Source organism: Mesorhizobium kowhaii, assembly GCF_042431665.1.
Lineage (GTDB): Bacteria > Pseudomonadota > Alphaproteobacteria > Rhizobiales > Rhizobiaceae > Mesorhizobium > Mesorhizobium kowhaii.
Genome location: NZ_JBHLYT010000002.1, coordinates 546,304 through 569,329, shown reverse-complemented (window position 1 = coordinate 569,329; position 23,026 = coordinate 546,304). Strand labels below are relative to the sequence as shown.

The following is a 23,026-nucleotide window of genomic DNA, read 5'->3' as shown; positions in this document are numbered from 1 at the left end:
GCAACCATTCCTTCCGCCGCTCGTTGACCTTGCGCCGGGTTGATCCCCGGCGGCACCCAGAATTGCCGCTGCCTATGCTTGTTGTTTGTCGGTTTCGTGCCAAGACCCGCGTCAAAGGAACTGTCGGAAGCGTACAGTTCGACTGATAAGTAAATTGTGAATATCATCCTAAAGTTGCATATTATTTGCGTGATATGTCATAGTTAATAGGCGGAGACTTCTTTAAGTGCTTCAATAAAATCGTCGTCGGCTATTGCACGGGCGCTGGTGCTTGAGGGCGCATAACATTCTCCCGCCCCAGCGGGAGCTATGCAGTGACAGTCAGCCAGCCCATATGTTTTCCGGAATCCCCATCGAGAGAAGTGATGGCACTATCTCGACTCTTTGTACACTTCCCCAGATGGCCGACGCTTTGGCAGACGACTGGCCATCCGATGGCCCAATGTTTTTAGCTGCACTTGCTGCCCTGGTTGGGGAAAGGGTGGGATGTTGCAGCACAAGGGACGTCCACCGAGCCTTCACTGCCGCGGCGGTTGAAGCCGATTGTCTTCCCGACAGCTACATGAGGAGATGAGCGCGAAATGCCTCTCACCCTGCGGACGACACTTTGCGAAACGAGAGATGCGTTGCACGTGCTGCGAAGGGCTCTGTTTGTCCGCGGGCATATCGAAGCCATGGAGGAGATCGATTCCCTCATAGGCGTCGCGGAAGACAAGGCAGTCCATGCGATCGGCGACATTGACCGGGCCGCGTTTCGAAAACCCATTCTCGTGGTGGTGGCGAACCCCGCGATGCCCGAAGCTATCGTTTTCCCCGTCGCCCTGACTACAAAGCTTGGCGAGCTTCGCGAACAAGGCATGGGCCTCAGCGTATATTGCGGCAATCCGCGCTGTGGTCATTTGCGTTCGCTTGATCTCGATGCCCTGATCGAAATCTACGGTACCCACTATGATTTCGTCACCGAAAGGCGGCTAGCGTCGAAGCTGGTATGCAAACGGTGCCAAAATGTCGGGGGGAGGCTGGTCGTGGTCTCCGACAAAAGGCCCCGGTATTGAAGTCCTGGTCGCCGGCAGACGCAAAATAGCCCGCTCCGGTTCGCCGGGCGGGCTATTTTGCGTTTGTGGCGCGATCAGGCCAGGATGTTGACGGCGCGTGCCGCGACCAGCGCGATGGTCAGCAGCGAGATCATGGCCTCGGCCATCATCAGCAGCTTGGCGCGTTGGCTGAGTGGCAGCGTGTCGGTTGGGGAGAAAGCTGTCGCATTGGTGAAGGCGAGGAAGAAATAGTCGACGAAGCCGGGCAGCCAGTCGCGAAGCTCACGGTCGTTCAACGTCATTTGCGCGAACAGGAAATCGGCCTTCGCGAGCTTGACGAGGCCGCAGGTCGGCGGCCCGCCCCGGTCGGTGCTCCAGAACCACAGGGCGAAGACGATGACGTTGGTCACCCAGATGTTGAGCGCGTCGATCAACAGCGTCGTGCCGCTGTTGCCGGCATGGCCCTCCAGCAAGGCGCGCACCAGCAAGACCAGCGCGCCGCAATTCATGATGCTGATGATGGCGGTCATGGTCAGGGCCGTTCTGCGGATCATGACGCGAAACTGACCGATCGCATGCCATTCGTGATCCTCGACCGCCTTTCTGGTGGCGGCCTGTGTCCAGGCCGTGGCCACCGACAGGGGCAGCAGCAGGGCGGCCTCCAGTCCCGGCGCCAGCCAGCGCGGCCCGAATGAGAGGTTGTTGATGACCAGCAGCTGCAGGCAGATGATGACGAGGACGGCCGCACGCGCCATCCAGAAGTCGAGCGCACGGTAGTGGATGACGGCATGCTGGTGGCGCATTGGGACCCGGATTTTCAGACAGGGTCAGACGTGCAGCGCTGCCCTGCCTGGAGAGAGGAGCGCCGACACTCCTGCTCGATCTTGGTGCTGCAATGGCACACAGCTATACTTTTTCGTAAGCTTCGATGTTTGGGGCTGTTCGTCAAACCAGACTATGTGATTTAAGCGCCGCATGGCGGGGATAGATGGATCCATGGATCACTGGGTGCCGGCGGGATTGACTGCCGCCGGCGTCGATTCCCCCTCCGTTTTGTCCAGTCTGATCCGTCGTCCCTGGTATTTGCTGGCGATTTTGTGCCTGATGCAGATATTCTGCTGGACGGTGGCGCCGGCGCTTGTCAACGTCTCACCGCCCAACGATGTCGTAGAAGGCTTCATGTGGGGACGCGAATGGATGCTGTTGACCTACAAGCATCCACAACTTCCCGCATGGCTGCTCGAGACCAGCCATCTTCTGACCGGATCGTTCCGCTGGCCGCAATATTTCGTGGCCCAGCTGACGATCTCGGCGACTTTCGTCCTGGTCTATCTGCTGGCCCGCGACATGCTCGGGCGAACCCGCGCGCTGGCCGCCGTGCTTTTGATGCCGTCGCTCTATTTCTTCGGCTGGCCGACCCCGCAGTTCAATCATGACTACGCGCAGATGCCCTTCTGGGCCGCTATCTGCTGGCTGCTGTGGCGCGCGGGCCGTGGCGGTGGGCCGGTCTGGTGGCTGGCGCTCGGACTGGTGTCTGGCGTCGGGCTCTACGCCAAGTTTTCCACCGGCCTGCTGTTGCTGTTTGGCGCCATCTGGCTGCTGTCCGACACGCGGGCACGCAGCCGGCTCGCCACGCCTTGGCCATGGCTTGGGCTTGCGGTTTTCGTCGCTGTCGCTGCGCCGCTGGCCATCGAGCTCTACCGCGTCGATTTCCTGCCGCTGACCTATGCCGCCTGGCGCGATCAGTGGGTGCAGGCCCATCGCTCCCGCTTTTATTATATCGGCGTCCAGATGGCCGGGCTCTGCGGCTTTCTTCTGGTGCTGGCGATATCAGGGCTGCTGCGGCGCTCGCCCCCGCCGCAAGAGCCCGTCGGGCGCGGTACGCTGGTCTATCTCTTGTGGATGGGGCTTGGCCCGGCGATCCTCGTCATGGTGGCGTCCCTGTTCGCCGGCGCAGGCGAGGCCTGGGGCGCGCCGATGTACAATCTCGCTGGCGTTGTGGCGCTCGCCTTGCTGGGCCACCGCCTTGGCACCGTCGAGATGCGAAAGCTGGCGATCTGCGCGCTCATCTGCATTATTGGCATCTCCGGTGCCTATGCGGGCATCCGCTGGACGAAATGCAATCTGCGCGGGCGCATGGACGCCGTCTGTTGGCCGGCGCAGAAGATCTCGGATGAGGCCGAGGCCGTCTGGCACGCGGCGACGCCCGATCGGCTCGACATCGTCGGCGGCCATGCCCTTATTGCGCCGCTGGCGGGCCTCAATGCCTATGACAAGCCGTCGATCTTCACCGACCTGAACATGCAGTACGCCCCCTGGATCACCAAGGAGCGGCTGCGCGACCACGGCATACTCCTGGTCTGGCCTGGACGCGACGTGCCACCTTATCTGCAGGCGTGGCTGGGCAACATCCCGGTCAAAACCGTTCTTTTCGACTGGTCGCTCGAGGCGCCGCCGGTGGCGGTCAGCTTTGCCGCCGTTCCGCCTAGTGCGCCGCAGTTGCCGAGTGTGATCGACAGCCTCGCCCAACCTGGCAACTGAAGCAGGTCGGCCGGTCCGCTGGACGAAGCAAGAGACAATGCCCATTTATGGGGAGATCCAACTTGCTTTTGCTCAATTCCAGACGGAGAGTCGCTACGCACTTTTCCCGGAATTGCTTTTGAGGAGACGTGATATGGCGACTTCGACCGAACGCGCAGTGTTTGCCGGCGGCTGTTTCTGGGGCATGCAGGATTTGATACGGCGCTATCCCGGTGTCATCTCCACCCGTGTCGGCTACAGCGGTGGCGACGTGCCCAACGCCACCTATCGCAACCATGGCACCCATGCCGAGGCCATCGAGATCAATTTCGATCCGGCCATCATCAGCTATCGCACGCTGCTGGAGCGCTTTTTCCAGATCCATGATCCGACGACCCGCAACCGCCAGGGCAACGATGTCGGAATGAGCTATCGCTCGGCGATCTATTACACCAGCGACGAACAGAAGCGCGTCGCCGAAGACACCATCGCCGATGTCGATGCTTCTGGTTTGTGGCCGGGCAAGGTCGTCACCGAAGTCGCACCGGCCGGTCCCTTCTGGGAAGCCGAGCCTGAACATCAGGACTACCTGGAGAAATACCCCAACGGCTACACCTGCCACTTCGTCAGGCCGGGCTGGAAGCTGCCGGTTCGCGAGAAGGCGGTTTCGTAAGGTTCACAGTTCCCGGTTCCGCCGGACATGCCGCTCGACGAGGTCGTCGAGCGGCATCGTGCGCTTTTGCTCCGAATTTCAAGCGAGTTATAAGAAAATTGCGAAAACCTTATAACTGTCGGACTGGCGCCACCTTCATCCGCCACTGAGCAATCGATCGCGGCGGGGAACGGGCTGCGGGAGTTTTCAGGCCTGCTGCGTTGGATAGAGGGTCAGGATGTTGACGTTGACCCTTGGTGGCTGCGAGACCGCATAGAGCATGGCGGCGGCGATGTCCTCGCTCTCCAGCTGCTCCATGTTGCCCAACCTTTGCTCGACCGCCAGCCGCACCTCGTCGCGCATGTTGGCCGTGAACTCTGTCCTGACCGCGCCCGGCTCGATCACCGTGACGCGGATACCGTCCTTGCCGATTTCGCGGCGCAGCGATTCCGCCATGGCGCTGGCCGCATGCTTGGTGCCGGAATAGACCACCGATGGGTGGATGTAGCGACCGGTGCCCGACGAGACGATGACGATATGGCCTATTCCTTGCCGTTTCATCGCCGGAAGCGCCGCATTGATCGTGTAGAGCAGACCCAGGATGTTGATGTCGACCATCTCCCGGTACTCGCCGGTGGTGGTGTTCCGGAAGGGGGCGGCGACGCCGACACCGGCAACATTGAACAGCATGTCCAGCCGGCCATAGCTTTCCAGCACGCGCCGGACCATGGCTGTGGCCTGCGCCTCGTCGGTGATGTCGGCCTCGATCACGAGCTCCTCACCGCGGGCGTCGCGGATGCGCTTGGCCAAATCATCGAGGCGCTGCCGGCGCCGCGCCGCGATGGCGACGACCGCGCCTTGCGCCGCCAGCGCCAGCGCGGTTGCAGCGCCAATGCCCGAGGAGGCTCCGGTCACCAACGCGATTTTTCCGTTGAGTTTCTGCATGTTCGTTGCTCCTGCTCAGAGGGAGATTCAGATGTGCTCTATGCCGATGATCGGCGCCGTTCGAGACATGTCCTCAAGCTAGGCAGCAGACGCTTTGCGGAAAATACGATAGAATGCCATCATACTCATTGGAGAATATGGCATAATGCGTGGTAGCGACTATGCGGAGCTGAAGGCCTTTGCCGCTGTCGTCGCGCATGGCAGCTTCGCCCGTGCCGCTGAAGATCTCAGGATTTCGGCGTCGACGCTTAGCCAGACGATCCGTCAGCTCGAAATGCGGCTTGGCCTGCGCCTGCTCAACCGCACCACCCGCAGCCTCTCTTTGACCGAAGCCGGCGCGCGCCTGCATGCGCGCTTCGCGCCGGCGATGGCCGAGATGGAGGCGGCGGTCAGCGATGCGGCCGCCTTGCGCGACACGCCGGCCGGCATCTTGCGCGTCCATATGCCCAGCGTTGCCGCCACCACCTACCTGGAGCCGGTGCTCGGCCGTTTTCACGAGGCATGGCCGGACATCGTGCTGGACGTGACGATCGACGATGCCGCCGTCGACATTGTCGAGGCCGGCTATGATGTCAGCGCCAGGCTTGGCGAATTTCTCGAAGCCGACATGGTTGCCGTGGCGCTTGGCGGCACCCAGCGCCAGCTCGCCGTGGCTTCGCCGGACTACATCGCCCGTTTCGGATCGCCATCAGCGCCGGCCGATCTGCTCCAGCACCGCTGCATCAATTGGCGCCGGCCGGGCAGTGCTGGGCTCTACGCATGGGAATTCGCCAGGGATGGCCAATGGTTCTCGGTCGCGGTCAATGGTCCGCTGGTCGTCTCCAGTCGTGACATGGCGATTGCCGCCGCCGTGCAGGGCGTCGGCATCGCGTTTTGGGCGGAAGACCTCGTTCGCCCGCTGATCGATGCCGGCAAGCTGGTGTCGCTGCTGGATGATTGGTGCGCGGCCTTTCCCGGCTGGTTCCTCTGCTATCAGAAGCAGCGTCATACATCACCGGCGGTACGGGCTTTCGTCGATTTCCTGCGCCATGCGCATACCGGCAGCCAGACGCTGCGGCAGTGAAGGTTCCCGATAAATTCCGCTTCGGCAGCATTGATTGCTTCGGCTCAGGGCCTGAGCCTGGCGCAATGCCTTGGCGCAGCGCACCAAAAAACGGCTTTCGCTTCAGCTCGAATGGCGTTTTAACCCGCGCATCCACAGGGGTGCTCCGTACCGTCGGGGCTGAGACGGGGGCGGCAAGCGGCGCTGATCGAGGCCTCGCTGAGGGCACTGATCGATGGCCATTACCTGCGCGGCCAAAACGGCGCCATCGGCACCATGAATCCGGGCCGGATGGACGCGATCGGCGACTATGTCTTCGCGTCCGGCATTCTGCGCGATGCCAATAGCGATGCTGTCAAGCAACGCCCGGATTTCGCGGGGTATTTCAGCAATGCGTATCTGGGGTAGGGAGCCTCGCCAACCAAAGGAGCGAGCGATTGCCGGCCTTCGCATAATCTCAGGATTGCATCCAGGCTGCGCAGCAATCCTTGATTGTCACTCTCGGCCCGGTTTTAATGCCAATCCGGCATTGTTGATTAACCGTCCGGCAATGGTTGCATGCAAAGGTCGCCCCGAGGGATAATCGGGTGCTTGGCCTTGTTCATGTCAAAAAGTGAAACCCTTTCGCACGTCAACGACGATGGGATTTTGTCCGCAGCCCGAAGGCCGGAAATCCTGGTCGACTTGCGGGAAGGTTTCTTTCGGACCTGCGCGCTGGTTTTCGCGGGGCTGTTTGTCTACCGCGGCATATCTCACCTCATGCTCGACCCGACCCGTCTCAACGTGGCGCTGGTGGCGACTTCCGAGATCCTTACCTTTACCTGGCTGCTTCTGTCGCGGCGGCCCCAGGTTCGCGACTGGAACCCGCTGACGGTGATCGTCTCCGTGATTGCCAGCTTCGGTGTCGGCTTCATCACCTTTGAGCCCGGCGTTGCCATTATCCCGGTCTATGTCGCCGCGTCCCTGCAAGCCCTGGCGTTGGGGTTCGTGATCTGGGGAAAGATATCGCTGGGGCGTTCGTTCGCCATTCTGCCGGGCAATCGCGGTGTGATGACCGGCGGTGCCTACCGCCTGGTGCGACACCCGATCTATTCCGGCTATCTGGTCGGCCATCTCCTGTTCCTGCTGTCGGCCTTTTCCTTCTACAATCTCGCCGTCTACGCCGTCATCACGTTCTTCCAGATGCATCGCATCCTGCGCGAAGAGGCGCTCCTTGCCGCCACGCCGGAATATCGGGACTATATGAAGCGCGTCCACTACAGGCTGTACTACGGGATCGTCTGACGAAAGGCCTGTGGACAGAGGCAGCTACGACCGCGAGCTGCGCCTGCTGACTTCGCGCCGCTAAAGCTGGAAAACGCTAAGGCCCGCTGCCGCAAGGTGGCGGGCCTTTTTCATTTTGCCGGCGAATCTTCTTCATGCATGCGCCGCATGGCAATCTCGCGGAACGGTAAGGCTGCTCGAACGTTTACGTCATCGAAACATCGCGTGCGACGATGTTCAAACCGGCGCGTCAGCGTCTACAGGAGCGGGAAAGCCATGGGCCTCGGAACCATACTCATCATTATTCTTGTCATAGCGCTGCTTGGCGGCTTCAGCGGCTTCGGCGGCGGGCCGTTCTATGGCACCGGCTATTATGGCGGCGGCGGCCTCGGGCTCGTGCTGCTCGTCATCATCGTGCTTGTCGTGCTCGGACGCATCTAGCCGCGTTGCTCGCCGAAACGATCTCAATCTCGTGACCGCATCGATGCCGGCGGGCACTGGATTGTGATGTGTGCAGGCTGGCTTGTGATCCGGCTTGTTTCGAAAACTTTGTAAGGTGATTGCGGTCCACACCCCCCGTGGAAACAAGAGGAGAGGGTCCCACCCCTTGTCCTCCTCCAAGGCCCGCTCCGGTTCGCCGTGGCGGGCTTTTGCTTGGCGGTCGAGGGAACCGGCTCGCCGTCAAGACAGTTGAGTTGCGGAAAGGCTGCCAAATGCCCGTGACGCTCCGGACCACACTCTGCGAAATTCGCGATGATCTTCACGTCCTGCGGCGGATAGTGGCGGCTCGCGGCCATACCGAGACCATCCAGGGAATCGATGCGCTGATTGGGGTGGCGGAAGCAGAGGCCATCAAGGTCATCCGCCGCATCGATCGCGCTGCCTGAACAGAAAGTAGGATTTGCGATGAACGTCAAGGAGATGACGCGGCATGACTGCGTTGCCCTGCTAAAGACGCAACGCATTGGCCGCCTGGCCTGTGTGCGTGACCTCAAACCCTATGTGGTGCCGATCCATTTTGCCTTTGGTGACAACGCCATTTTCAGTTTCTCGCTTCCCGGCAGGAAGGTCGAGTGGATGCAGGTTAACCCCCACGTCTGCCTTCAGGTCGATGATGTTGGTGGTCCGCATGGCTGGAGGAGCGTCGTCGTTGACGGCCTCTTCGAGGCATTGCCCAAAGGGCCGGACCTGGATGACAGCGCTGCCGGCGTCGAAAGAATGACTGCTCCGATCGACGGTGACCGCAAATTTGCCTGGTCGCTTCTTGCAAAGCACGCGAACTGGTGGGAACCGGGAGCCCTGAAGCCAGGCGATGCGCCAACGGTTTCGGGCAGCCATCTCTTCTATCAGATCAGAATCGAGGCGATATCGGGAAGGCAGGCATCGTGGTAGCGGTTTTACGCCGCTCGCGGCACCCGTGAGGTAAATGTCGCCCGGGTCACCGACACGCTGGTGCCGTCGGCGTCGCTGATGACGTCCACCTTGGCCTCCAGCTGTTTGACCAGCGCCTCGACGATGGCTGTTCCAAGCCCGGTAGCCGGTACGTCGTTGGCGATCTTGCCGACGCCATTGTCGGAAACCGTCAGTTTCCAATCGCTGCCCGCGGTCTCGTAGCTCACCTGTATGCGGGCGTCGGCCTTCTCCTTGGGGAAGGCATATTTGATGGCGTTGAGGACGAGTTCGGTGACGATCAGACCGAGGCTGACGGCGCGCTGCGAGTCCATTCTGCCGCCTTCGGCAGTAACGGTGACCGCGATCGGTTGAGCTTCGCCGATCATTGACGAGGCGAGGCCTCCGCACAGTTTCGGGAGGTAAGAGCCGACATCGATCTCGTCGACCCCGGCCGCGGTGTGAAGATGGCGCTGCACTTCGGCCACGGACAGCACGCGCTGGTGGGCGTCCTTGAGATGCTGGCGCGTCTCTTCCGACGTGACCGAGCGTGCCTTCAGCAACAGGATGCTGGCGATGATCTGCAGGCTGTTGGCGACCCGATGTTCCATCTCGCGCAGCAGGACGTCCTTCTGCCGAAGTAGATCCTCTGTGCGGCCAAGCAACTCCTCCTTTTCCCGCTCGATGACACGACGGGCGGTTATATCGTTGAAAGCGAGAAGGATGGTGATCGCCGAACTGTGGTCGTAAAGCACCTTGCGGGCGTTGAGCAGCATGGTGCGGCGGCCGATGCGCGGGAAATCATGCTCGACCTCGAAGCCGTCCATGGCGGTCTTCTCGGGAATGATCGTCTCCAGCAGCAGGCGAAGTGCGGGAATATCCCACTGACCGTCGCCGAGCGCGTAGAGCAGCGAGCCCTGGGTCTGCGCGGGGTCGACTTCGAATGTCTTGTAGAAGGAGCGGCTGGCAGCCAGCACGCGAAACTGCTCGTCGAGCACGAGAAACGGCTCGGTGATCGTGTTGACGATCGCCTGCGCCAGCGTCTGTGCGTCCTCGATATTCGCAATGGGTTGAAACATGGGCACAAAGCCAAATGAGCGGCGTTCTGCCACTCCAAATAGGGACATTATACATTTGCCCGACCGTTGTCGCGAAGTGAATCCGCAGGCACGGTGATGTGATGCCTCACATCGCCGCTGAAAAAAGGCGGGCATTTGGCCCGCCTTCATCCAGCTGTTCGATTTGGGTATGCGCCCAAATCGTGGTGCGTCAGTTCGCGCCGCCGAGCTGCTTGGTCATCTTGCAGAAATTGTCATGCGACTTGGCAATGGCCTCGTCGCCACATTCCTTCGTCATGCCTGCGCGGTCTTCTTCCTTCATGGCCATCCAGGCGGTCTTGAATTCCGCCTCGGACTTCATGGTCTTCATGCCGGCATCGGTGAAGAACGGCGACATCTTTGCCGGATCGTCGAGCGCGGACGTGTGGGTAGCCGCAAGCGCTGAGCCAGTCATCATTGCAAGCGCCATCGCCCCCATGGTGAGCATCTTGAAGTTCATCTGGATATTCCTCTCTGTGGAGGTCATTAAAATAAACGACCTGCAGACAAACGGAATCGAGAGAAAACAGTTCCTTGAGATGAACATATATTAAAACGACGTTTTATTTTACCGGCCCTGTGTGGAACGCCGCCGAGTCAACTGGCGCTGTGGCGGTCGACCTACTCCATGTCCGGCACGTCGCCGCTGACGAACAGCGTCGTCGGTGGGCCGTAGTCGCCCAGCATGGGGTCGGCATCACGGCTCCAGGCGATGACGCCGACATGCTTTGCCGCCAGAGCCCTGGCGGTGCGGATGCGCGGTCCTCGCTCTGCTGGTCGGCAGGGCCGAAGGCCGGAAACAATTCGCCGTCTTCGCCGCGGTCGAACGCGACCACGACAATCAGTTTGGGACTTTTCTGGCCACTGGAATCGGACATCTTGCACCTTCCTCAGAGAATCTATCACTTTGCAGGGAATTAGGTCGGCACGTTCGACCTCGGGAGGTGACGTGGTGCAGGACCAGCGTTTCGACGAGCCGGTCAGGATTGCGCTCGGCCGGTCGCGAAACTCGATCTTCAACGTGGAGCGGGTCGCCCAGGCCGCCGATATTCTGATGAACCGCTGGCCGGTGGCGACAGGGCAAAGGCACATGGCAGCCCGCAAGGTCTGCCTGGCCGTGCTCGAGGGAAAGAAGGAAGCCTCGGCGGCACGAGCGGCATTCATCAGCGCCGCTATCGAGGCGGACATCCTCGTTGAGCCCCGTGAGGTGTCGCTGCCGTAGCCTGTTCCGGAAAAGTTGAATCAAGACTTGGCTCTATCCTGTTGATTGATTGAGGTCTTTTCGGCGATTTGGGTCAGCTTTCGGGACCCGTAGTGCCCGGCCTGTGGACGCTTTGCAGGCATTTCCGCACCGTTCGCTGCCCGTTTGGCGTGTCTTCGGCATCCCGTTGACACGGTATCCGCATCCATATATTGAACAGGATTATACAGGTTCACTAGACAGGTACGCATATGAAGCGGCGCGCGGTTCAACTGTCTCCCGGCACGGGCAAGCCCGAGCAGATTGCCACTGTCCTGGAGCACGAAATCCGCTCCGGCGTGCTCGGCTTCGGCGACCGCCTGCAGAGCGAGAACGAGCTGGTCCAGCGCTTCTCCGTCAGCCGCAACACAGTTCGCAAAGGCCTCGAGGAGTTGTCCAGCCGCGGGCTGATCACCACCAAGGTCGGCATCGGCTCGTTCGTCACCTTCGACGGCAAGCCGGTCGACGACGCGATCGGCTGGTCGCGGGCGCTCGCCAATGCGGGTGCCAATGCCGAGACGCGGACGCTGCGGCTGGAGGTGATCGAGGACGCCGACCTGGCTGCCTGGCTTGACATTGAGAGCCCGTTTTTCATCGCCGTCGACCGGGTGCGCACAAACGCCAGCGACGGCCATGCGATTTCCATCGAGCGCAGCCGGCTGCCGTTGTCGCCGGAACTGGAGGACGTGCCGCTGCGCGGCCTGCGCGAGGGTTCACTGCACCAGACGCTGCGCGGCGCCGGGCTCGTGCCCGATCATGGCGAGGAATGGGTCGAGATAGAGATGCTCAATGCCGAGGATGCCGCCATCCTCGGCTGCCCGCAAGGCACGCCGTTCCTGCGCGGCCGCCGGCTGACCCGCGCCGCCGACGATCGGCCGATCGAATATGTCACCAGCCTGCTCAACCCGGCGCATTTCGCGCTGCATATGAGGTTCTGAGCGATGTCAGATGCAACAAGCAAGGCGATCGACCGCGCCATGGGCGCACTTGTCGGCGGGGCGATTGGCGATGCGCTGGGCATGCCGACGCAACTCCTGTCACCGGCCCGGATCGCCGAGCTCTATGGCCATGTCGACGATTTCGTCGCCCCGGTGGCCGACCACCCAGTGTCAAAAGGGCTTCTGGCCGGGACCATCACCGACGACACCGAACAGGCGCTACTGCTTGGCCGCATCCTTGTGGAGTCCGGTGACCGTTTCGACCATGCGCGCTGGGTCAACGCGCTGCTCGGCTGGGAGCGCGAGGTCAAGGCGCGCGGCAGCTACGATCTGCTGGGGCCGTCAACCAAACGCGCCATCGACGCCATCAACAATGGCGTGCCGGCGGAAGAGGCCGGGCGCGGCGGCGACACCAATGGTGCGGCGATGCGTATTGCCCCTGTCGGCATCATGATGCCGGTGGCGCCGCTCGACGCGCTGGTCGCCAAGGTTGCGGAGACCTGCCGGGCGACGCACAACACTGCGATCGCTATCGCTTCGGCCGCTGCCGTCGCTGCCGCCGTCAGCCGCGGCGTCGCCGGCGGCGGCTGGCGCGCCGCGTCCGACAGCGCCGTTGCGGCGGCGAGGCGCGGGGCCACGCTCGGCCATTGGGTGACCGGCGGCGATATCGCCGCCCGCATTGTCTGGGCGCAGGATATCGTGCGCGGCAAGGCGGAGAAGGATGCGATCCGGCTGATCACCGATCTGGTCGGCACCGGCGTCGCCAGCCAGGAATCGGTTCCGGCCGCCTTCGCGGTACTTGAAGTCGCCGGCGGCGATCCATGGCAAGCGGCCGTCATCAGCGCCAATCTCGGCGGCGACACCGACACGATAGGCGCCATCGCGGCCGGCATGGCCGGCGCTTGCACCGGCTTTTCCCGATTGCCGCAGCAGCATATCGCCAGGCTTGTCGGCATCGACATGTCGGAGGTTCGCGCCCTTGCCGCCGATCTCATTGCGGCAAGGGTGGCGAAAAAAGGTCCAGGCAAGGACGCGGCGGCATGAGCGGACGCCTCGTCCATATCGGCAGTGCCGTGGTCGACTATGTCTACCGCATCGATGCCTTGCCGGCGCCCGGCACGGAGAAGACCGCATCGAGCTTCGCCCAGGTCGCCGGCGGAGGGTTCAACATGATGGTCGCGGCGAGCCGTACCGGCATGAAGGTGGTGTTCGGCGGCCAACTCGGCAGTGGACCCAACGGTGACTTCCTGCGTGCCGCTTTCGCCAACGAGGGCATCGAGACACTGACGCCGCCATCGCCCCTGATGGACAGCGGCAATTGCGTCGCCATGATCAGCGGCGACGCTGAACGCACCTTCGTGTCGTGGCCAGGTTCGGAGAGCGTGCTCAGTCTCGACATGATGGCGCCCGTCTCGGCCGCGCCGGGAGACTGGGTGTTCACCTCCGGCTATACGCTGAGCTATCCGGCAAGCCGCGACGCGCTCACCGACTGGATCGAGGCACTGCCGGCAGACATTCCCTTTGTCTTCGATCCGACGCCGGTGATATCGGACATTCCGCGCCCCATCCTGTCGCGGGTGCTGGCCCGCACCACATGGCTGAGCTGCAACACGACGGAAGCGGCCGAGATCGCCGGTTCGGGCAACGTTGAAACGGTTGCCGCGCGGTTGCTGGAAGTCCATTGCCCGAAGGCAGCGGGCGTGGTCATTCGCGCCGGCGCCAAGGGCTGCTACGTACGGCTGGCCGATGGCTCGGTGCAGACCGTTGCCGGCTTCAAAGTCACCGCCATCGACACCAACGGCGCCGGCGACACCCATATCGGCGCTTTCGTCGGCGCGTTGTCGCGTGGCATCCCGCCCTTCGAAGCAGCGCGCCACGCCAATGCGGCGGCGGCGATTTCGGTGACCCGCCATGGCGGCTCGTCGGCGCCGACCGAACACGAGATCCAGACATTCCTAAGCCATGTCGCCGACCGTCGGGCGCACAGGGCCGGACACAGAAGGCCAATGCATAACTGCCAGAAAGCCTGACAAGCCTGGGAAAGCGGGCAAACCCACAGAGAGGAACCAACCATGCGCATGCCTGATTTGACTGCTCTGCTGACGGCGACCGCCGTCTTTACATCCGCACTCGTCTTCGCCGCCAAGGCCGACGACGTGCATGTGCTCAACTGGAAGGGCTACGGCACCGACGAGCCGTGGGCCGTCGCGGCTTTCGAAAAGGCGACCGGCAACAAGGTCATCAACGACTTCTTCAATTCCGAACAGGAAATGCTGACCAAGATCCGGACCAATCCCGGCCTCTACGACGTCGTCATGATCAATGCCGCCTTCAACGACCAGGCGATGGACGGAAAGCTGATCCAGCCAATCGACACTTCCAAGTTGCCGAATTACGCCGACATTAGCAAGGACAAGGCGGGCTCGCCAATGCTCGTCCATGATGGCAAGGTCTATGGCGTGCCGTGGGTGTGGGGCCTGACGGCGCTCGCCATCAACGACAAATCCTTCGACAAGCCGCCAACGAGCATCGCCGAGATGTGGGATGCCGCCCACAAGGGCCGCGTCGTCATTCGTGACGATGCCGTCGAGGCGGTTCAGTTCGGTGCCATCGCCACCGGCCAGAACATCAACGACATCAAGGATATGGACGCCGTCAAGGCGAAGCTCACTTCGCTGATGCCGCAGATCAAGACTTTCTGGAGCTCGGAGAATGACTGGAACCAGATGGTCGCCTCCAACCAGATCGACATCGGCACCTATTGGAGCGGCTCGGCCGATCGCGCCAAGACGCATTTCAAGCTGCCGGTCTCGCTGGTCGTGCCGCAGGAAGGCGCCGTCGCCTGGCTTGATGCCTTTTCCATTCCGGTCGGCGCCAAGAATGTCGCCGACGCCGAGGCCTTCATCAACTACATGATCGATCCGAAATTCTATGTCGAATGGGTCACCAAGGTCGGCGCGCCGGTGTCGGCCAACACCAAGGCGGTGGAAGCGTTGCCCGAGGATGCCTTCAACCGCAAGGTGATGGGCGATCCAGAAGTGGCCAAGCGCATCCAGTTCCAGGCGCCGATAACCGATGCGCAGCGCGAGGCCTATCTGGCGCTGTGGCAGCAGCTCAAGGTCGACGTGAAATAAGGCCGACATCCGGGCCAGCCGGCGGTTCGCGCCGGCTGGTACTTTCAATTCTGGGGAGGAGGGTATCATGGCAGCTGCGACAGCGTCGCGAAGCGGGCTGAGATCGGCATTGCCACTGCTGGCGCCAGCCTATCTCTGGCTGACGGTGGCGATCTTCCTGCCGCTGTCGGCGATGGTCTTCTTCTCCTTCATGACCGAGCTGCCGCTGTCGGGGAAGCCGTGGGCGTTCACGCTCGGCAACTATGCCGCCTTCTTCTCGCAAAGCCTCTATCTGACGCTGCTGCTGGCGTCGCTACGGCTTGGCCTCGAGGTGACGCTGTGGTGCATCGTCATCGGCTATCCCGCGGCTTACGTGCTGGCCAAGGTGCTGAAGGGCCGCAGCCGCGAGGCGATCTTCCTGCTCGTCATCCTGCCGTTCTGGTCGAACGGGCTGGTGCGCATCTTCTCCTGGGCGATGGTGCTGCGCGAAGGCGGCATCCTCGACACGGCGCTCAACGCAGTGCTGCCCTTCAAGATCAACATCGACCTGATGTATTCCTACCCGGCTGTGATCATCGGCCTGGTGCATTCCTATGTGCCCTACATGGTGTTGACCTGCTACCTGACGCTGCAGGCCATCGATGACTCGCTGATCGAGGCCGGGCGCTCGCTCGGTGCCTCGCGGCTGCAGGTGCTGAAGCGGGTCATCATTCCGCTATCGATGCCCGGATTGGTGGCGGGCGCGGCGCTCATCTTTGTCCCCGTTGTCGGTTCCTTCATGGAGCCGCGCATCCTCGGCGGCCGCACCGGAACCTTCTACGGCACGGTGATCGAGGACCAGTTCGTCGCGGTGTTCAACTGGCCGCTTGGGGCGGCGCTCTCCTTCATCCTGCTGGCCGTCGTGCTGGTGATCCTGGCGGTCGCTTCGCCAGTGCTCAAGAGGGCTGCGTGATGGCGACGACCCGCATCCTCGAATGGCTCGGCCGCCTCTACATCTGGCTGCTGCTCGCCTTCCTATACCTGCCGATCATCATCATGGCGCTGATGTCGTTCAACGTCTCTCCCTTCTATCAATTGCCGTTCGAATGGACGACGGAATGGTACGCCTCGCTGTGGCAGAACGACCAGTTGATCGCCGCCACCTGGAACAGCGTCGAGATCGCGGTCATCACCACCATCATCTGCACGGTGCTCGGTTCGGCGGCGTCGCTGGCGCTCTATCGCAATGAATTTCGCGGCAAGAAATTCCTGCAGGCGCTGCTGTTTCCGCCGATCGCCATTCCGTGGCTGATCACCGGCACGGCGATGCTGATCTTCTTCTTTGGCGTCGGCATCGGTCGCGGGCTGCATGCCATCCTGCTTGGCCATGTGGCGCTGGCGCTGCCCTATGTCATCGTCGTCGTTTCGGCGCGGCTGCAGACCTTCGCACCGGAACTGGAAGAGGCGGCACGCTCGCTTGGCGCCAACCAATGGCAAGTGACGCGGCGCGTCACGCTGCCGTGGATCATGCCCGGCGTCATTGCCGGCGGGCTGTTTGCCTTCGCCGTTTCGTTCGACCAGTTCGTGGTGTCCTATTTCCTGGCGACGCCGGGGCAGACGACGCTGCCGGTCGAAATCTACGCGGCGATCCGCAAGGGGTTCACGCCCGAGATCAATGCGGTCTCGACGATCATCATTGTCGTGTCGATGGCGCTGATGCTGCTCACGGCGCGCTTCTTCAAATTCGGCGGAGAGAAATAATGGCCGGCGTGCAGGTATCGAACGTGTCGCGCAGCTTTGGTGCGCACAAGGCGTTGGATGACGTCTCCATCGATTTCGCCGATGGCGGCTTCTATGCGCTGCTTGGGCCCTCGGGCAGCGGCAAGACCACGCTGCTGCGGCAGATCGCCGGCTTCGACTTTCCCGACAGTGGCCGCATCTCGATCGGCGGCGAGAGTGTCGAGCGGGTGCCGGTCGAGAAGCGGCGCATCGGCATGGTGTTCCAGAATTATGCGCTGTTTCCCAATATGAGCGTTGCCGACAATGTCGCCTTCGGCCTGTCGGTGCGCGGCGAAGCCAAGGCGGCGATTGCGACGGAAGTGCAGCGCGCGCTCGACCTTGTGCAACTCGGCAAGCTCGGCGGTCGGCGGCCGCACCAGCTGTCGGGCGGCCAGCGCCAGCGCGTGGCGCTGGCGCGTGCCATCGTCACCAAGCCGCGCGTGCTTCTGCTCGACGAACCATTGGGCGCGCTCGACAAGGCGCTGCGGGTCGACATGCAGATCGAACTCAAGCGCATCCAGCGCGAGATCGGCATCACCACCATCTTCGTTACCCACGACCAGGAAGAGGCGCTGACGATGAGCGACCGCATCGGCATATTGCGCGACGGCAGGCTGGTGCAGGAAGGCCCGCCCGAGGAGATCTACGACCGGCCGAAGAGCGAGTTCGCCGCCACCTTCCTCGGCGACGCCAACATCTTTCGCGGAGACAGTACGGGCAGCGGCATCCGGCTGGCGGACGGCACGGCGATCACCGCGGGAGCGGGCGCGACGCTTGCAGCCGGTGCCAAGGCGAGCTGCGCCGTGCGCCCCGAACGCATCCGCATCGCCACCGATGCAGGGGTTTCGGATGGCAACTCTAATATGCTCAAGGGCCAGGTTTCCAAGCGCATCTTTGCCGGCAACAACAGCACCTATTTCGTTGAACGTGCCGGCCAGACGCTGAAGGTCATCGTGCAGAACACCGGCATCGAGCGGCTGGCGGAGGGCCAGGATGTGGTGCTGCGGTGGTCGCCGGAGAGCACGGTGCTGATCGCGGGTTAGTTGGCGCTGTCGCCGGATGGGGGAGGTTGGCGTTCCGTCCCACCCCCCTCTGCCCTGCCGGGCATCTCCCCCGCAAGGGGGGAGATTGTCCGCTTCACCCTTCTAGCCTCTCCAGCAACGCAAGAATTTGCGAAACAGCTATGATAGCCGATCTCCCCCTTGCGGGGGAGATGCCCGGCAGGGCAGAGGGGGGTGCTGTCCCTCCATAAGATCGAATAAGGGCCGGAGCACATCGATGACGCTGGAATTGACGGCCAGGGACCGATCCATGCTCGACGGCGAGCAAGGCCCGTCCGCAGCCGCCGCGATGAAGATCCTGGTCGCGTTTTCCAATGCGGTCGGCGCGGGCAGCCTGCTCGACATTGTCGGCGCGCATATCGATGGCTGTCTCTACCACGGCAAGGCCGGGCTCGATTTCGTCGAACGGCTGGTCGAGGGCGGCGGCCGCGTCCAGGTGCCGACGACGCTCAATGTCGGCTCGTTCGATCTCATCCATCCCGGCATGGTGAAGATGCCGGTGGCGGAGGAAGTGCCGGCGCGGCGGCTGATGAAGGCGCATCTGGAACTCGGCTGCCAGGCGACATTCACTTGCGCGCCCTATCAGACGCGGTTCCGGCCAAGTTTCGGCGAGCAGATCGCCTGGGGCGAATCCAACGCCATTGTCTTTGCCAATTCGGTCATCGGCGCGCGCACCAACCGCTACGGCGATTTCATCGACCTGTGTTGCGCCATGACCGGGCGCGCGCCGGCCTGGGGCCTACATCTGCGCGACAACCGGCGTGGCCGGGTTTTGTTTGAGCTGGCCGTTGCTGACCCGGAGCCGAACGACAGCCTGTTCGTCGGCGTTGGGCTATTCATCGGGCAAGCGAGCGGCGACCGGATTCCGGTGATTGCAGGCCTGCCGCAGCCGCGCGACGAGGACCAGTTGAAGGCGCTGGGCGCCGCCGCGGCAACCACCGGCGCGGTGGCGTTGTTCCATGCGATCGGCATCACGCCGGAAGCAAGCACGCTTGACGAGGCGTTCCAGGGCTACGCGGCGGAAGAGACGATCCGCATCACCCGGGTCGACATCGATCAAGCGCTGGCGAAGCTATCGAGTGTGCCCGATGGCGCGCCGCTGGCGGCCGTGTCGCTTGGTACTCCGCATTTCTCGCATGACGAATGGATGCGGCTGTTGCCGATGCTGCGCGACGTTGCGCCGGGGAGGCGCATCCCGATCTATGTCAACACCGGCCGCGCAACGCTGACGCGATTGCAGGAGGAGGGCGCGCTGGCCGGCATGGAGGCGTTCGGCCTGATCCCGGTCGCCGACACCTGCACCTATGTCACCTCGATCCTCGAGCGGCTCGACGGCGTGGTGATGACCAATTCGGGCAAATGGGCGCACTATGCGCCGGGCAATATCGGTGTGTCCGTCGCCTTCGCCGACATGAAGGATTGCATCCGCTCGGCTGCAGTCGGGTATGTCGTGCGGGGTGCGCCATGATTTGGTCGACAGAAACCGGGGCCGTCGAGCGGTTCGGCACCTTCCAGCTGGCCGGCGAGGCCGAGGGCCAGGCGTTGGTGTTTTCGCAGCCGCTCAGCTTCTGGGGCGGCATCGACGCCGAGACTGGCGACATCATTGACCATTCGCATCCGGGCCTCAGCCAGAATGTCGCCGGCAAAATCCTGGTCATGCCGAGCGGGCGCGGCTCGTCATCCTCATCCTCGGTCCTGGCCGAAGCGATCCGCAGGGGCACGGCACCGGCCGGCATTCTTCTGGAGCGGCCGGACCCGATCCTTGCGGTGGGCGCCATCGTCGCCGAATTCCTCTACGACATCCGTATGCCGCTGGTGGTGTGCGACATTGCCGGTGTCGCCTCCGGCGACCGGATCGCGGTCGGCCTCGGAGCGGATGGCCGGGCGATTGTCAGCATCGGGAGTCTCCCAGACTGAGTGGAAGCATCTGATGGGGCGGGCCTTTGCAGCGCTGCCCCGCTCGGCTGGGTCAGATCTCCGGGATGTTCTCCTTGAAGATCACCTGCAGCCTTGGCTGATGCAATTCATAGGGCAGTCCTCTGACCGCATGGGTTAAGGTGTTGAGCGCTTCACGCGCCTCGACGCGCGGATTCTGGTCGATGACCGCGTCGAGCGTGCCATCGAGCAGAAGGTCCTTGGTGCCGTCGGTCACCTCATGGCCGAGGAAAACCATGGACTGCGCGCGGCCGCGCTCCTTGAGTGCGCGGGCGATGCCGGTGTTGCCGGCGCCGACATTGTAGATTGCGGCAAGGTCGGGATGCCGCTCCAGGAGGGCGGACGCCTCCGAATAGGCCTTTTCGCGGTCGTCGAGCATTTCGCGCATCTCGACGATCTGCAGATTGGGCGATTCCTCCGTCAGGATATGGCGGAACCCCATCTCGCGTTCTTCGTGGCCGCGATAGGACAGCGAGCCGGCGAACAGCGCTACCTTGCCCGGACGTCCCGATCCCATGAAGCGGTTGAGCAGATAGCCGGCCAGCCGCCCGGCGGCGCGGTTGTCGATGCCGATATAGGCGACCCTCGGCACATGCAGGATGTCGGAGGCGATGGTCACCACCTTGATGTCGTTGGCCGACAGCGAGCGGATCGCCTCGCGCACCGTCGGATGGTCGAGCGCAATGACGCCGACGCCTTGCGTCCGTCCACGCAATTCCTGCAGCAGGCGGGCGAGGCCGTCCGGGTTGAACCCTTCGATGGTGGCGATGTGCACATCGAGGTCGGGTCGTGACTGCGCCTGCGCCTCGATGTGGCGGTGCAGCATCTTGATGAAGGAATTGGTGCCGGCCGGCAGCGCGAAGTCGAGCCGGATGACATCGCTGGGCAAGTGTCCCGGCGGCGCCCCGTTCGGGCCTTCGGCGATGTAGCCGAGCCGCTGCGCCATTTCGAGCACGATTTCACGCGTGCGCGCCCGCACGCCGGGGCGGTTGTTGAGCACTCGGTCGACCGTGGCGGCCGAGACACCGGCTTCCCGGGCTATGTCAGTCAGGGTGGACCGCACCGTCTTTCATCTCCTGCATGCGTCAGGTCGGGTGGCTTCTCTGCCATTCGCGATTCTGATGGGAAATGATGTATCCGCCCTTGGCCGATGCGCAAGCCGCCGGGCTAAATCAAATCGCCCGGCAGGGCTGCACGAGGCTGGCAAGATGCATTTCCCCTCAAATCTAGGCATCAGGAGTGATGTATGGATCCCGATATAACGCTTTTTCTCGCTCTGTTTGCAATGTTGTGAGGTATTTTGATTATTTATGATGTTGACAGCGTTCCCATGCTGCCGTCAATATCCCTCATAGGGCCGTGGAGGAAACGTGGCCCTGAGGGAGGAGTTTCAATGTCTGACTTGATCCGCATGTCGCGGCGCCGCTTGCTGGCGTCCGGAGGAAAAGCGGCCGTGATCATGGCCGCCGCTGGTATTGCGCCGAAATTCATTCGTCCGAGCCGCGCCTATGCGGCCGACGCGCTGGCGCCAGGCATGATCGGTGGCCCGACCGGCTTCGATGGAGCCGAGCGCTACCAATATGGCGCCGACACGCCGGAAGGCCGCGCCATCGAGGCGGCCAAGGCGCTGAAGGGTGCCGGCAAGGCGCCGGCCAAGATCGTGCTTGGCCTGTCGGACGGTTCGATCGGCCAACTGACGCAGCCGTTCCCTGCCGGCGCGCCGTCGATCAAGGATCTGTGGGAAAAGGAGACCGGCATTCCGATCGAAATCGTCGGCCTGCCGAACGGCCAGGAATTCACCAAGACGATGCAGGACATCTCCACCAAGGGTGGGGCGTACGACATCTACTCGACCGAATGGAACCGCCTCGGCGACCTCGCCGAAACCGGCGGCATCGCCAAGCTCGACGACTTTGTCGCGCAGTACAAGCCTGAGTGGGACGATCCGGTGACCGGCTATGTCAACGGCGCCAAGGGCGTGTCGCTGCTCAACAAATATCGCGGCTCGAACTATGGCGTGTCGCTGGACGGCGACTTCCAGACCTGGGTCTACCGCACCGACCTGTTCGGCGACGAGGCCGAGAAGAAGGCCTTCAAGGACAAGTATGGTTACGATCTGGCGCCGCCGAAGACCTGGAAGCAGCACGGCGACATCGCCGCCTTCTTCCAGCGCCCGGACAAGGGCCTGTTCGGCTCGACCGACCTGCGCAACCAGGGCTGGGGCTACACCAACTGGTACCAGCGCTATGTCTCGATGGCCTCGCCCAACCAGTTCCTGTTTGGCGATGACGGCAAGCCGCTGATCAATTCGGAACAAGGCATCGCCGCCACCAACGAATATATCGCATCGTTGTCGCATCATTCGCCGGATGCGATCTCGTGGGGCTGGCCTGAACAGTATGGCAATTTCGCCAAGGGCGGGGCGGCGATGACCTGCGCCTTCTCCAACCTGCCGAAATTCCTCGACAATGCCGGCAACAAGGATTCAGCTGTCACCGGCAAGATCGGCTCGATGCTGCCGCCCGGCCGCGAGATCGACGGCAAGCTGATCAGCCGTTCCGTGCTGTGGTTCTCGCTGACCGGCATGGTCTCGTCGCAGTCTAAGAACCAGGAGGTTGCGTATCTCCTGCTGCAATGGCTGGGCTCCGCCCGCATCTACGCCTGGATGAGCGCCAACCCCGGCGGTTATCTGGACCCGTTCCGGCTTTCGGATTTCTCCGATCCTTTGGTGCGCCAGACCTACCATGCCTACCACATGGACATTGTGCGCGAGACGGTGGCCCGCACCGTGCCGACCATCAATTATCCCGGCGCGACAGCCTTCCACAATGCGCTGGACGAGAACCTCATGGCGGCACTGACCAAGGCCAAGACCGCCGAGCAGGCGATGGCCGACACCGAAGCCGAGTGGAAGAAGATCGCCAGGCGCACCGGCGAGGACAAGCTGCTCGAAGCCATCAAGTCCAACAAGGAAGCCTGGCCGACAGTTCTCGATCCAATCGCCTGATCCTCCTCCCGGGATCACATCGAAGGAGGGGA

The 23,026-nt window shown here is 62.6% G+C and carries 23 protein-coding genes and 2 pseudogenes; 19 read left to right on the top strand and 6 right to left on the bottom strand.

What is annotated here, in order from left to right:
- The first annotated feature begins 581 nt into the window (after nucleotides 1–581).
- Nucleotides 582–1,055 carry a hypothetical protein gene (locus ACFFNA_RS03435; protein ID WP_111543514.1) on the top strand — a complete coding sequence of 158 codons (474 nt, stop codon included), beginning with the start codon at nucleotides 582–584 and terminating at the stop codon, nucleotides 1,053–1,055.
- A gap of 74 nt (nucleotides 1,056–1,129) precedes the next feature.
- Here the strand turns inward: ACFFNA_RS03435 and ACFFNA_RS03430 are convergent, their stop codons facing one another.
- Complete coding sequence (locus ACFFNA_RS03430; protein ID WP_378915587.1) at nucleotides 1,130–1,837, bottom strand: hypothetical protein; 708 nt, start codon at nucleotides 1,835–1,837, stop codon at nucleotides 1,130–1,132.
- 193 nt (nucleotides 1,838–2,030) lie between these two features.
- On the opposite strand from ACFFNA_RS03430, the gene ACFFNA_RS03425 reads away from it, so the two are divergent.
- Both ACFFNA_RS03425 and msrA read left to right on the top strand, forming a co-directional pair.
- Nucleotides 2,031–3,575, top strand: a complete 1,545-nt coding sequence (locus ACFFNA_RS03425; RefSeq protein WP_378915585.1) for a glycosyltransferase family 39 protein — start codon at nucleotides 2,031–2,033, stop codon at nucleotides 3,573–3,575.
- Between the two features lie 133 nt (nucleotides 3,576–3,708).
- Nucleotides 3,709–4,227: a peptide-methionine (S)-S-oxide reductase MsrA gene (gene msrA / locus ACFFNA_RS03420; protein ID WP_111543517.1), complete on the top strand. Its 519-nt coding sequence runs from the start codon at nucleotides 3,709–3,711 to the stop codon at nucleotides 4,225–4,227.
- 186 nt (nucleotides 4,228–4,413) lie between these two features.
- Here msrA and ACFFNA_RS03415 read toward each other — a convergent pair whose 3' ends face one another.
- Nucleotides 4,414–5,151 (bottom strand): SDR family NAD(P)-dependent oxidoreductase, encoded by a 738-nt coding sequence (locus tag ACFFNA_RS03415; RefSeq protein WP_378915583.1) that lies wholly within the window; start codon nucleotides 5,149–5,151, stop codon nucleotides 4,414–4,416.
- A 145-nt stretch (nucleotides 5,152–5,296) separates the two neighbouring features.
- Between ACFFNA_RS03415 and ACFFNA_RS03410 the strand changes: the two genes are divergently transcribed.
- From ACFFNA_RS03410 to ACFFNA_RS03390, 5 genes are all read left to right on the top strand, one after another.
- Nucleotides 5,297–6,214, top strand: coding sequence for a LysR family transcriptional regulator (locus ACFFNA_RS03410; protein ID WP_378915581.1), 918 nt, complete (start codon nucleotides 5,297–5,299; stop codon nucleotides 6,212–6,214).
- Between the two features lie 582 nt (nucleotides 6,215–6,796).
- Nucleotides 6,797–7,477 (top strand): methyltransferase family protein, encoded by a 681-nt coding sequence (locus tag ACFFNA_RS03405; RefSeq protein WP_378915579.1) that lies wholly within the window; start codon nucleotides 6,797–6,799, stop codon nucleotides 7,475–7,477.
- Nucleotides 7,478–7,732: 255 nt separating this feature from the next.
- On the top strand, nucleotides 7,733–7,897 hold the full coding sequence (locus ACFFNA_RS03400; protein WP_111543521.1) for a DUF3309 family protein: 165 nt from the start codon (nucleotides 7,733–7,735) through the stop codon (nucleotides 7,895–7,897).
- Between the two features lie 272 nt (nucleotides 7,898–8,169).
- On the top strand, nucleotides 8,170–8,343 hold the full coding sequence (locus ACFFNA_RS03395; RefSeq protein WP_378915577.1) for a hypothetical protein: 174 nt from the start codon (nucleotides 8,170–8,172) through the stop codon (nucleotides 8,341–8,343).
- 19 nt (nucleotides 8,344–8,362) lie between these two features.
- Nucleotides 8,363–8,848, top strand: coding sequence for a pyridoxamine 5'-phosphate oxidase family protein (locus ACFFNA_RS03390; RefSeq protein WP_378915575.1), 486 nt, complete (start codon nucleotides 8,363–8,365; stop codon nucleotides 8,846–8,848).
- A 5-nt stretch (nucleotides 8,849–8,853) separates the two neighbouring features.
- On the opposite strand, the gene ACFFNA_RS03385 is transcribed toward ACFFNA_RS03390, so the two are convergent.
- The 3 genes and pseudogenes from ACFFNA_RS03385 to ACFFNA_RS03375 form a co-directional block, all read right to left on the bottom strand.
- Nucleotides 8,854–9,924, bottom strand: a complete 1,071-nt coding sequence (locus ACFFNA_RS03385) for a sensor histidine kinase (protein ID WP_378915573.1) — start codon at nucleotides 9,922–9,924, stop codon at nucleotides 8,854–8,856.
- A 190-nt stretch (nucleotides 9,925–10,114) separates the two neighbouring features.
- Complete coding sequence (locus ACFFNA_RS03380; protein ID WP_111543524.1) at nucleotides 10,115–10,402, bottom strand: hypothetical protein; 288 nt, start codon at nucleotides 10,400–10,402, stop codon at nucleotides 10,115–10,117.
- Between the two features lie 161 nt (nucleotides 10,403–10,563).
- Nucleotides 10,564–10,820 (bottom strand): annotated as a pseudogene (locus tag ACFFNA_RS03375) (hypothetical protein).
- Between the two features lie 71 nt (nucleotides 10,821–10,891).
- Here ACFFNA_RS03375 and ACFFNA_RS03370 point away from each other — a divergent pair.
- From ACFFNA_RS03370 to ACFFNA_RS03325, 10 genes and pseudogenes are all read left to right on the top strand, one after another.
- Nucleotides 10,892–11,164, top strand: a complete 273-nt coding sequence (locus ACFFNA_RS03370) for a DUF982 domain-containing protein (RefSeq protein ID WP_378915571.1) — start codon at nucleotides 10,892–10,894, stop codon at nucleotides 11,162–11,164.
- Between the two features lie 230 nt (nucleotides 11,165–11,394).
- Entirely contained in the window at nucleotides 11,395–12,120 is a 726-nt protein-coding gene (locus ACFFNA_RS03365; RefSeq protein ID WP_378915569.1) for a GntR family transcriptional regulator, read from the top strand.
- 3 nt (nucleotides 12,121–12,123) lie between these two features.
- A complete protein-coding gene (locus tag ACFFNA_RS03360; RefSeq protein ID WP_378915567.1) occupies nucleotides 12,124–13,164 on the top strand; it encodes an ADP-ribosylglycohydrolase family protein in 1,041 nt (346 codons plus the stop codon).
- A pseudogene (locus ACFFNA_RS03355) lies at nucleotides 13,161–14,134 on the top strand (PfkB family carbohydrate kinase). The gene ACFFNA_RS03360 and the pseudogene ACFFNA_RS03355 overlap by 4 nt, the downstream one beginning before the upstream one ends.
- 58 nt (nucleotides 14,135–14,192) lie before the next feature.
- Nucleotides 14,193–15,254: an ABC transporter substrate-binding protein gene (locus ACFFNA_RS03350; protein WP_378915565.1), complete on the top strand. Its 1,062-nt coding sequence runs from the start codon at nucleotides 14,193–14,195 to the stop codon at nucleotides 15,252–15,254.
- Between the two features lie 67 nt (nucleotides 15,255–15,321).
- Nucleotides 15,322–16,185 (top strand): ABC transporter permease, encoded by an 864-nt coding sequence (locus ACFFNA_RS03345; protein WP_378915563.1) that lies wholly within the window; start codon nucleotides 15,322–15,324, stop codon nucleotides 16,183–16,185.
- Nucleotides 16,185–16,973 (top strand): ABC transporter permease, encoded by a 789-nt coding sequence (locus ACFFNA_RS03340; protein WP_378915561.1) that lies wholly within the window; start codon nucleotides 16,185–16,187, stop codon nucleotides 16,971–16,973. The genes ACFFNA_RS03345 and ACFFNA_RS03340 overlap by 1 nt, the downstream gene beginning before the upstream one ends.
- Nucleotides 16,973–18,034: an ABC transporter ATP-binding protein gene (locus ACFFNA_RS03335; protein WP_378915559.1), complete on the top strand. Its 1,062-nt coding sequence runs from the start codon at nucleotides 16,973–16,975 to the stop codon at nucleotides 18,032–18,034. Before ACFFNA_RS03340 ends, ACFFNA_RS03335 begins: the two co-directional genes overlap by 1 nt.
- A 235-nt stretch (nucleotides 18,035–18,269) precedes the next feature.
- Nucleotides 18,270–19,520 (top strand): aconitase X, encoded by a 1,251-nt coding sequence (locus ACFFNA_RS03330; RefSeq protein ID WP_378915557.1) that lies wholly within the window; start codon nucleotides 18,270–18,272, stop codon nucleotides 19,518–19,520.
- Nucleotides 19,517–19,969, top strand: coding sequence for an aconitase X swivel domain-containing protein (locus ACFFNA_RS03325; RefSeq protein ID WP_111543534.1), 453 nt, complete (start codon nucleotides 19,517–19,519; stop codon nucleotides 19,967–19,969). Before ACFFNA_RS03330 ends, ACFFNA_RS03325 begins: the two co-directional genes overlap by 4 nt.
- Before the next feature lie 52 nt (nucleotides 19,970–20,021).
- Here the strand turns inward: ACFFNA_RS03325 and ACFFNA_RS03320 are convergent, their stop codons facing one another.
- Nucleotides 20,022–21,050, bottom strand: a complete 1,029-nt coding sequence (locus ACFFNA_RS03320) for a LacI family DNA-binding transcriptional regulator (RefSeq protein WP_111543535.1) — start codon at nucleotides 21,048–21,050, stop codon at nucleotides 20,022–20,024.
- A 330-nt stretch (nucleotides 21,051–21,380) separates the two neighbouring features.
- On the opposite strand from ACFFNA_RS03320, the gene ACFFNA_RS03315 reads away from it, so the two are divergent.
- Entirely contained in the window at nucleotides 21,381–22,994 is a 1,614-nt protein-coding gene (locus ACFFNA_RS03315; protein ID WP_111543536.1) for an extracellular solute-binding protein, read from the top strand.
- Nucleotides 22,995–23,026: the final 32 nt, after the last annotated feature.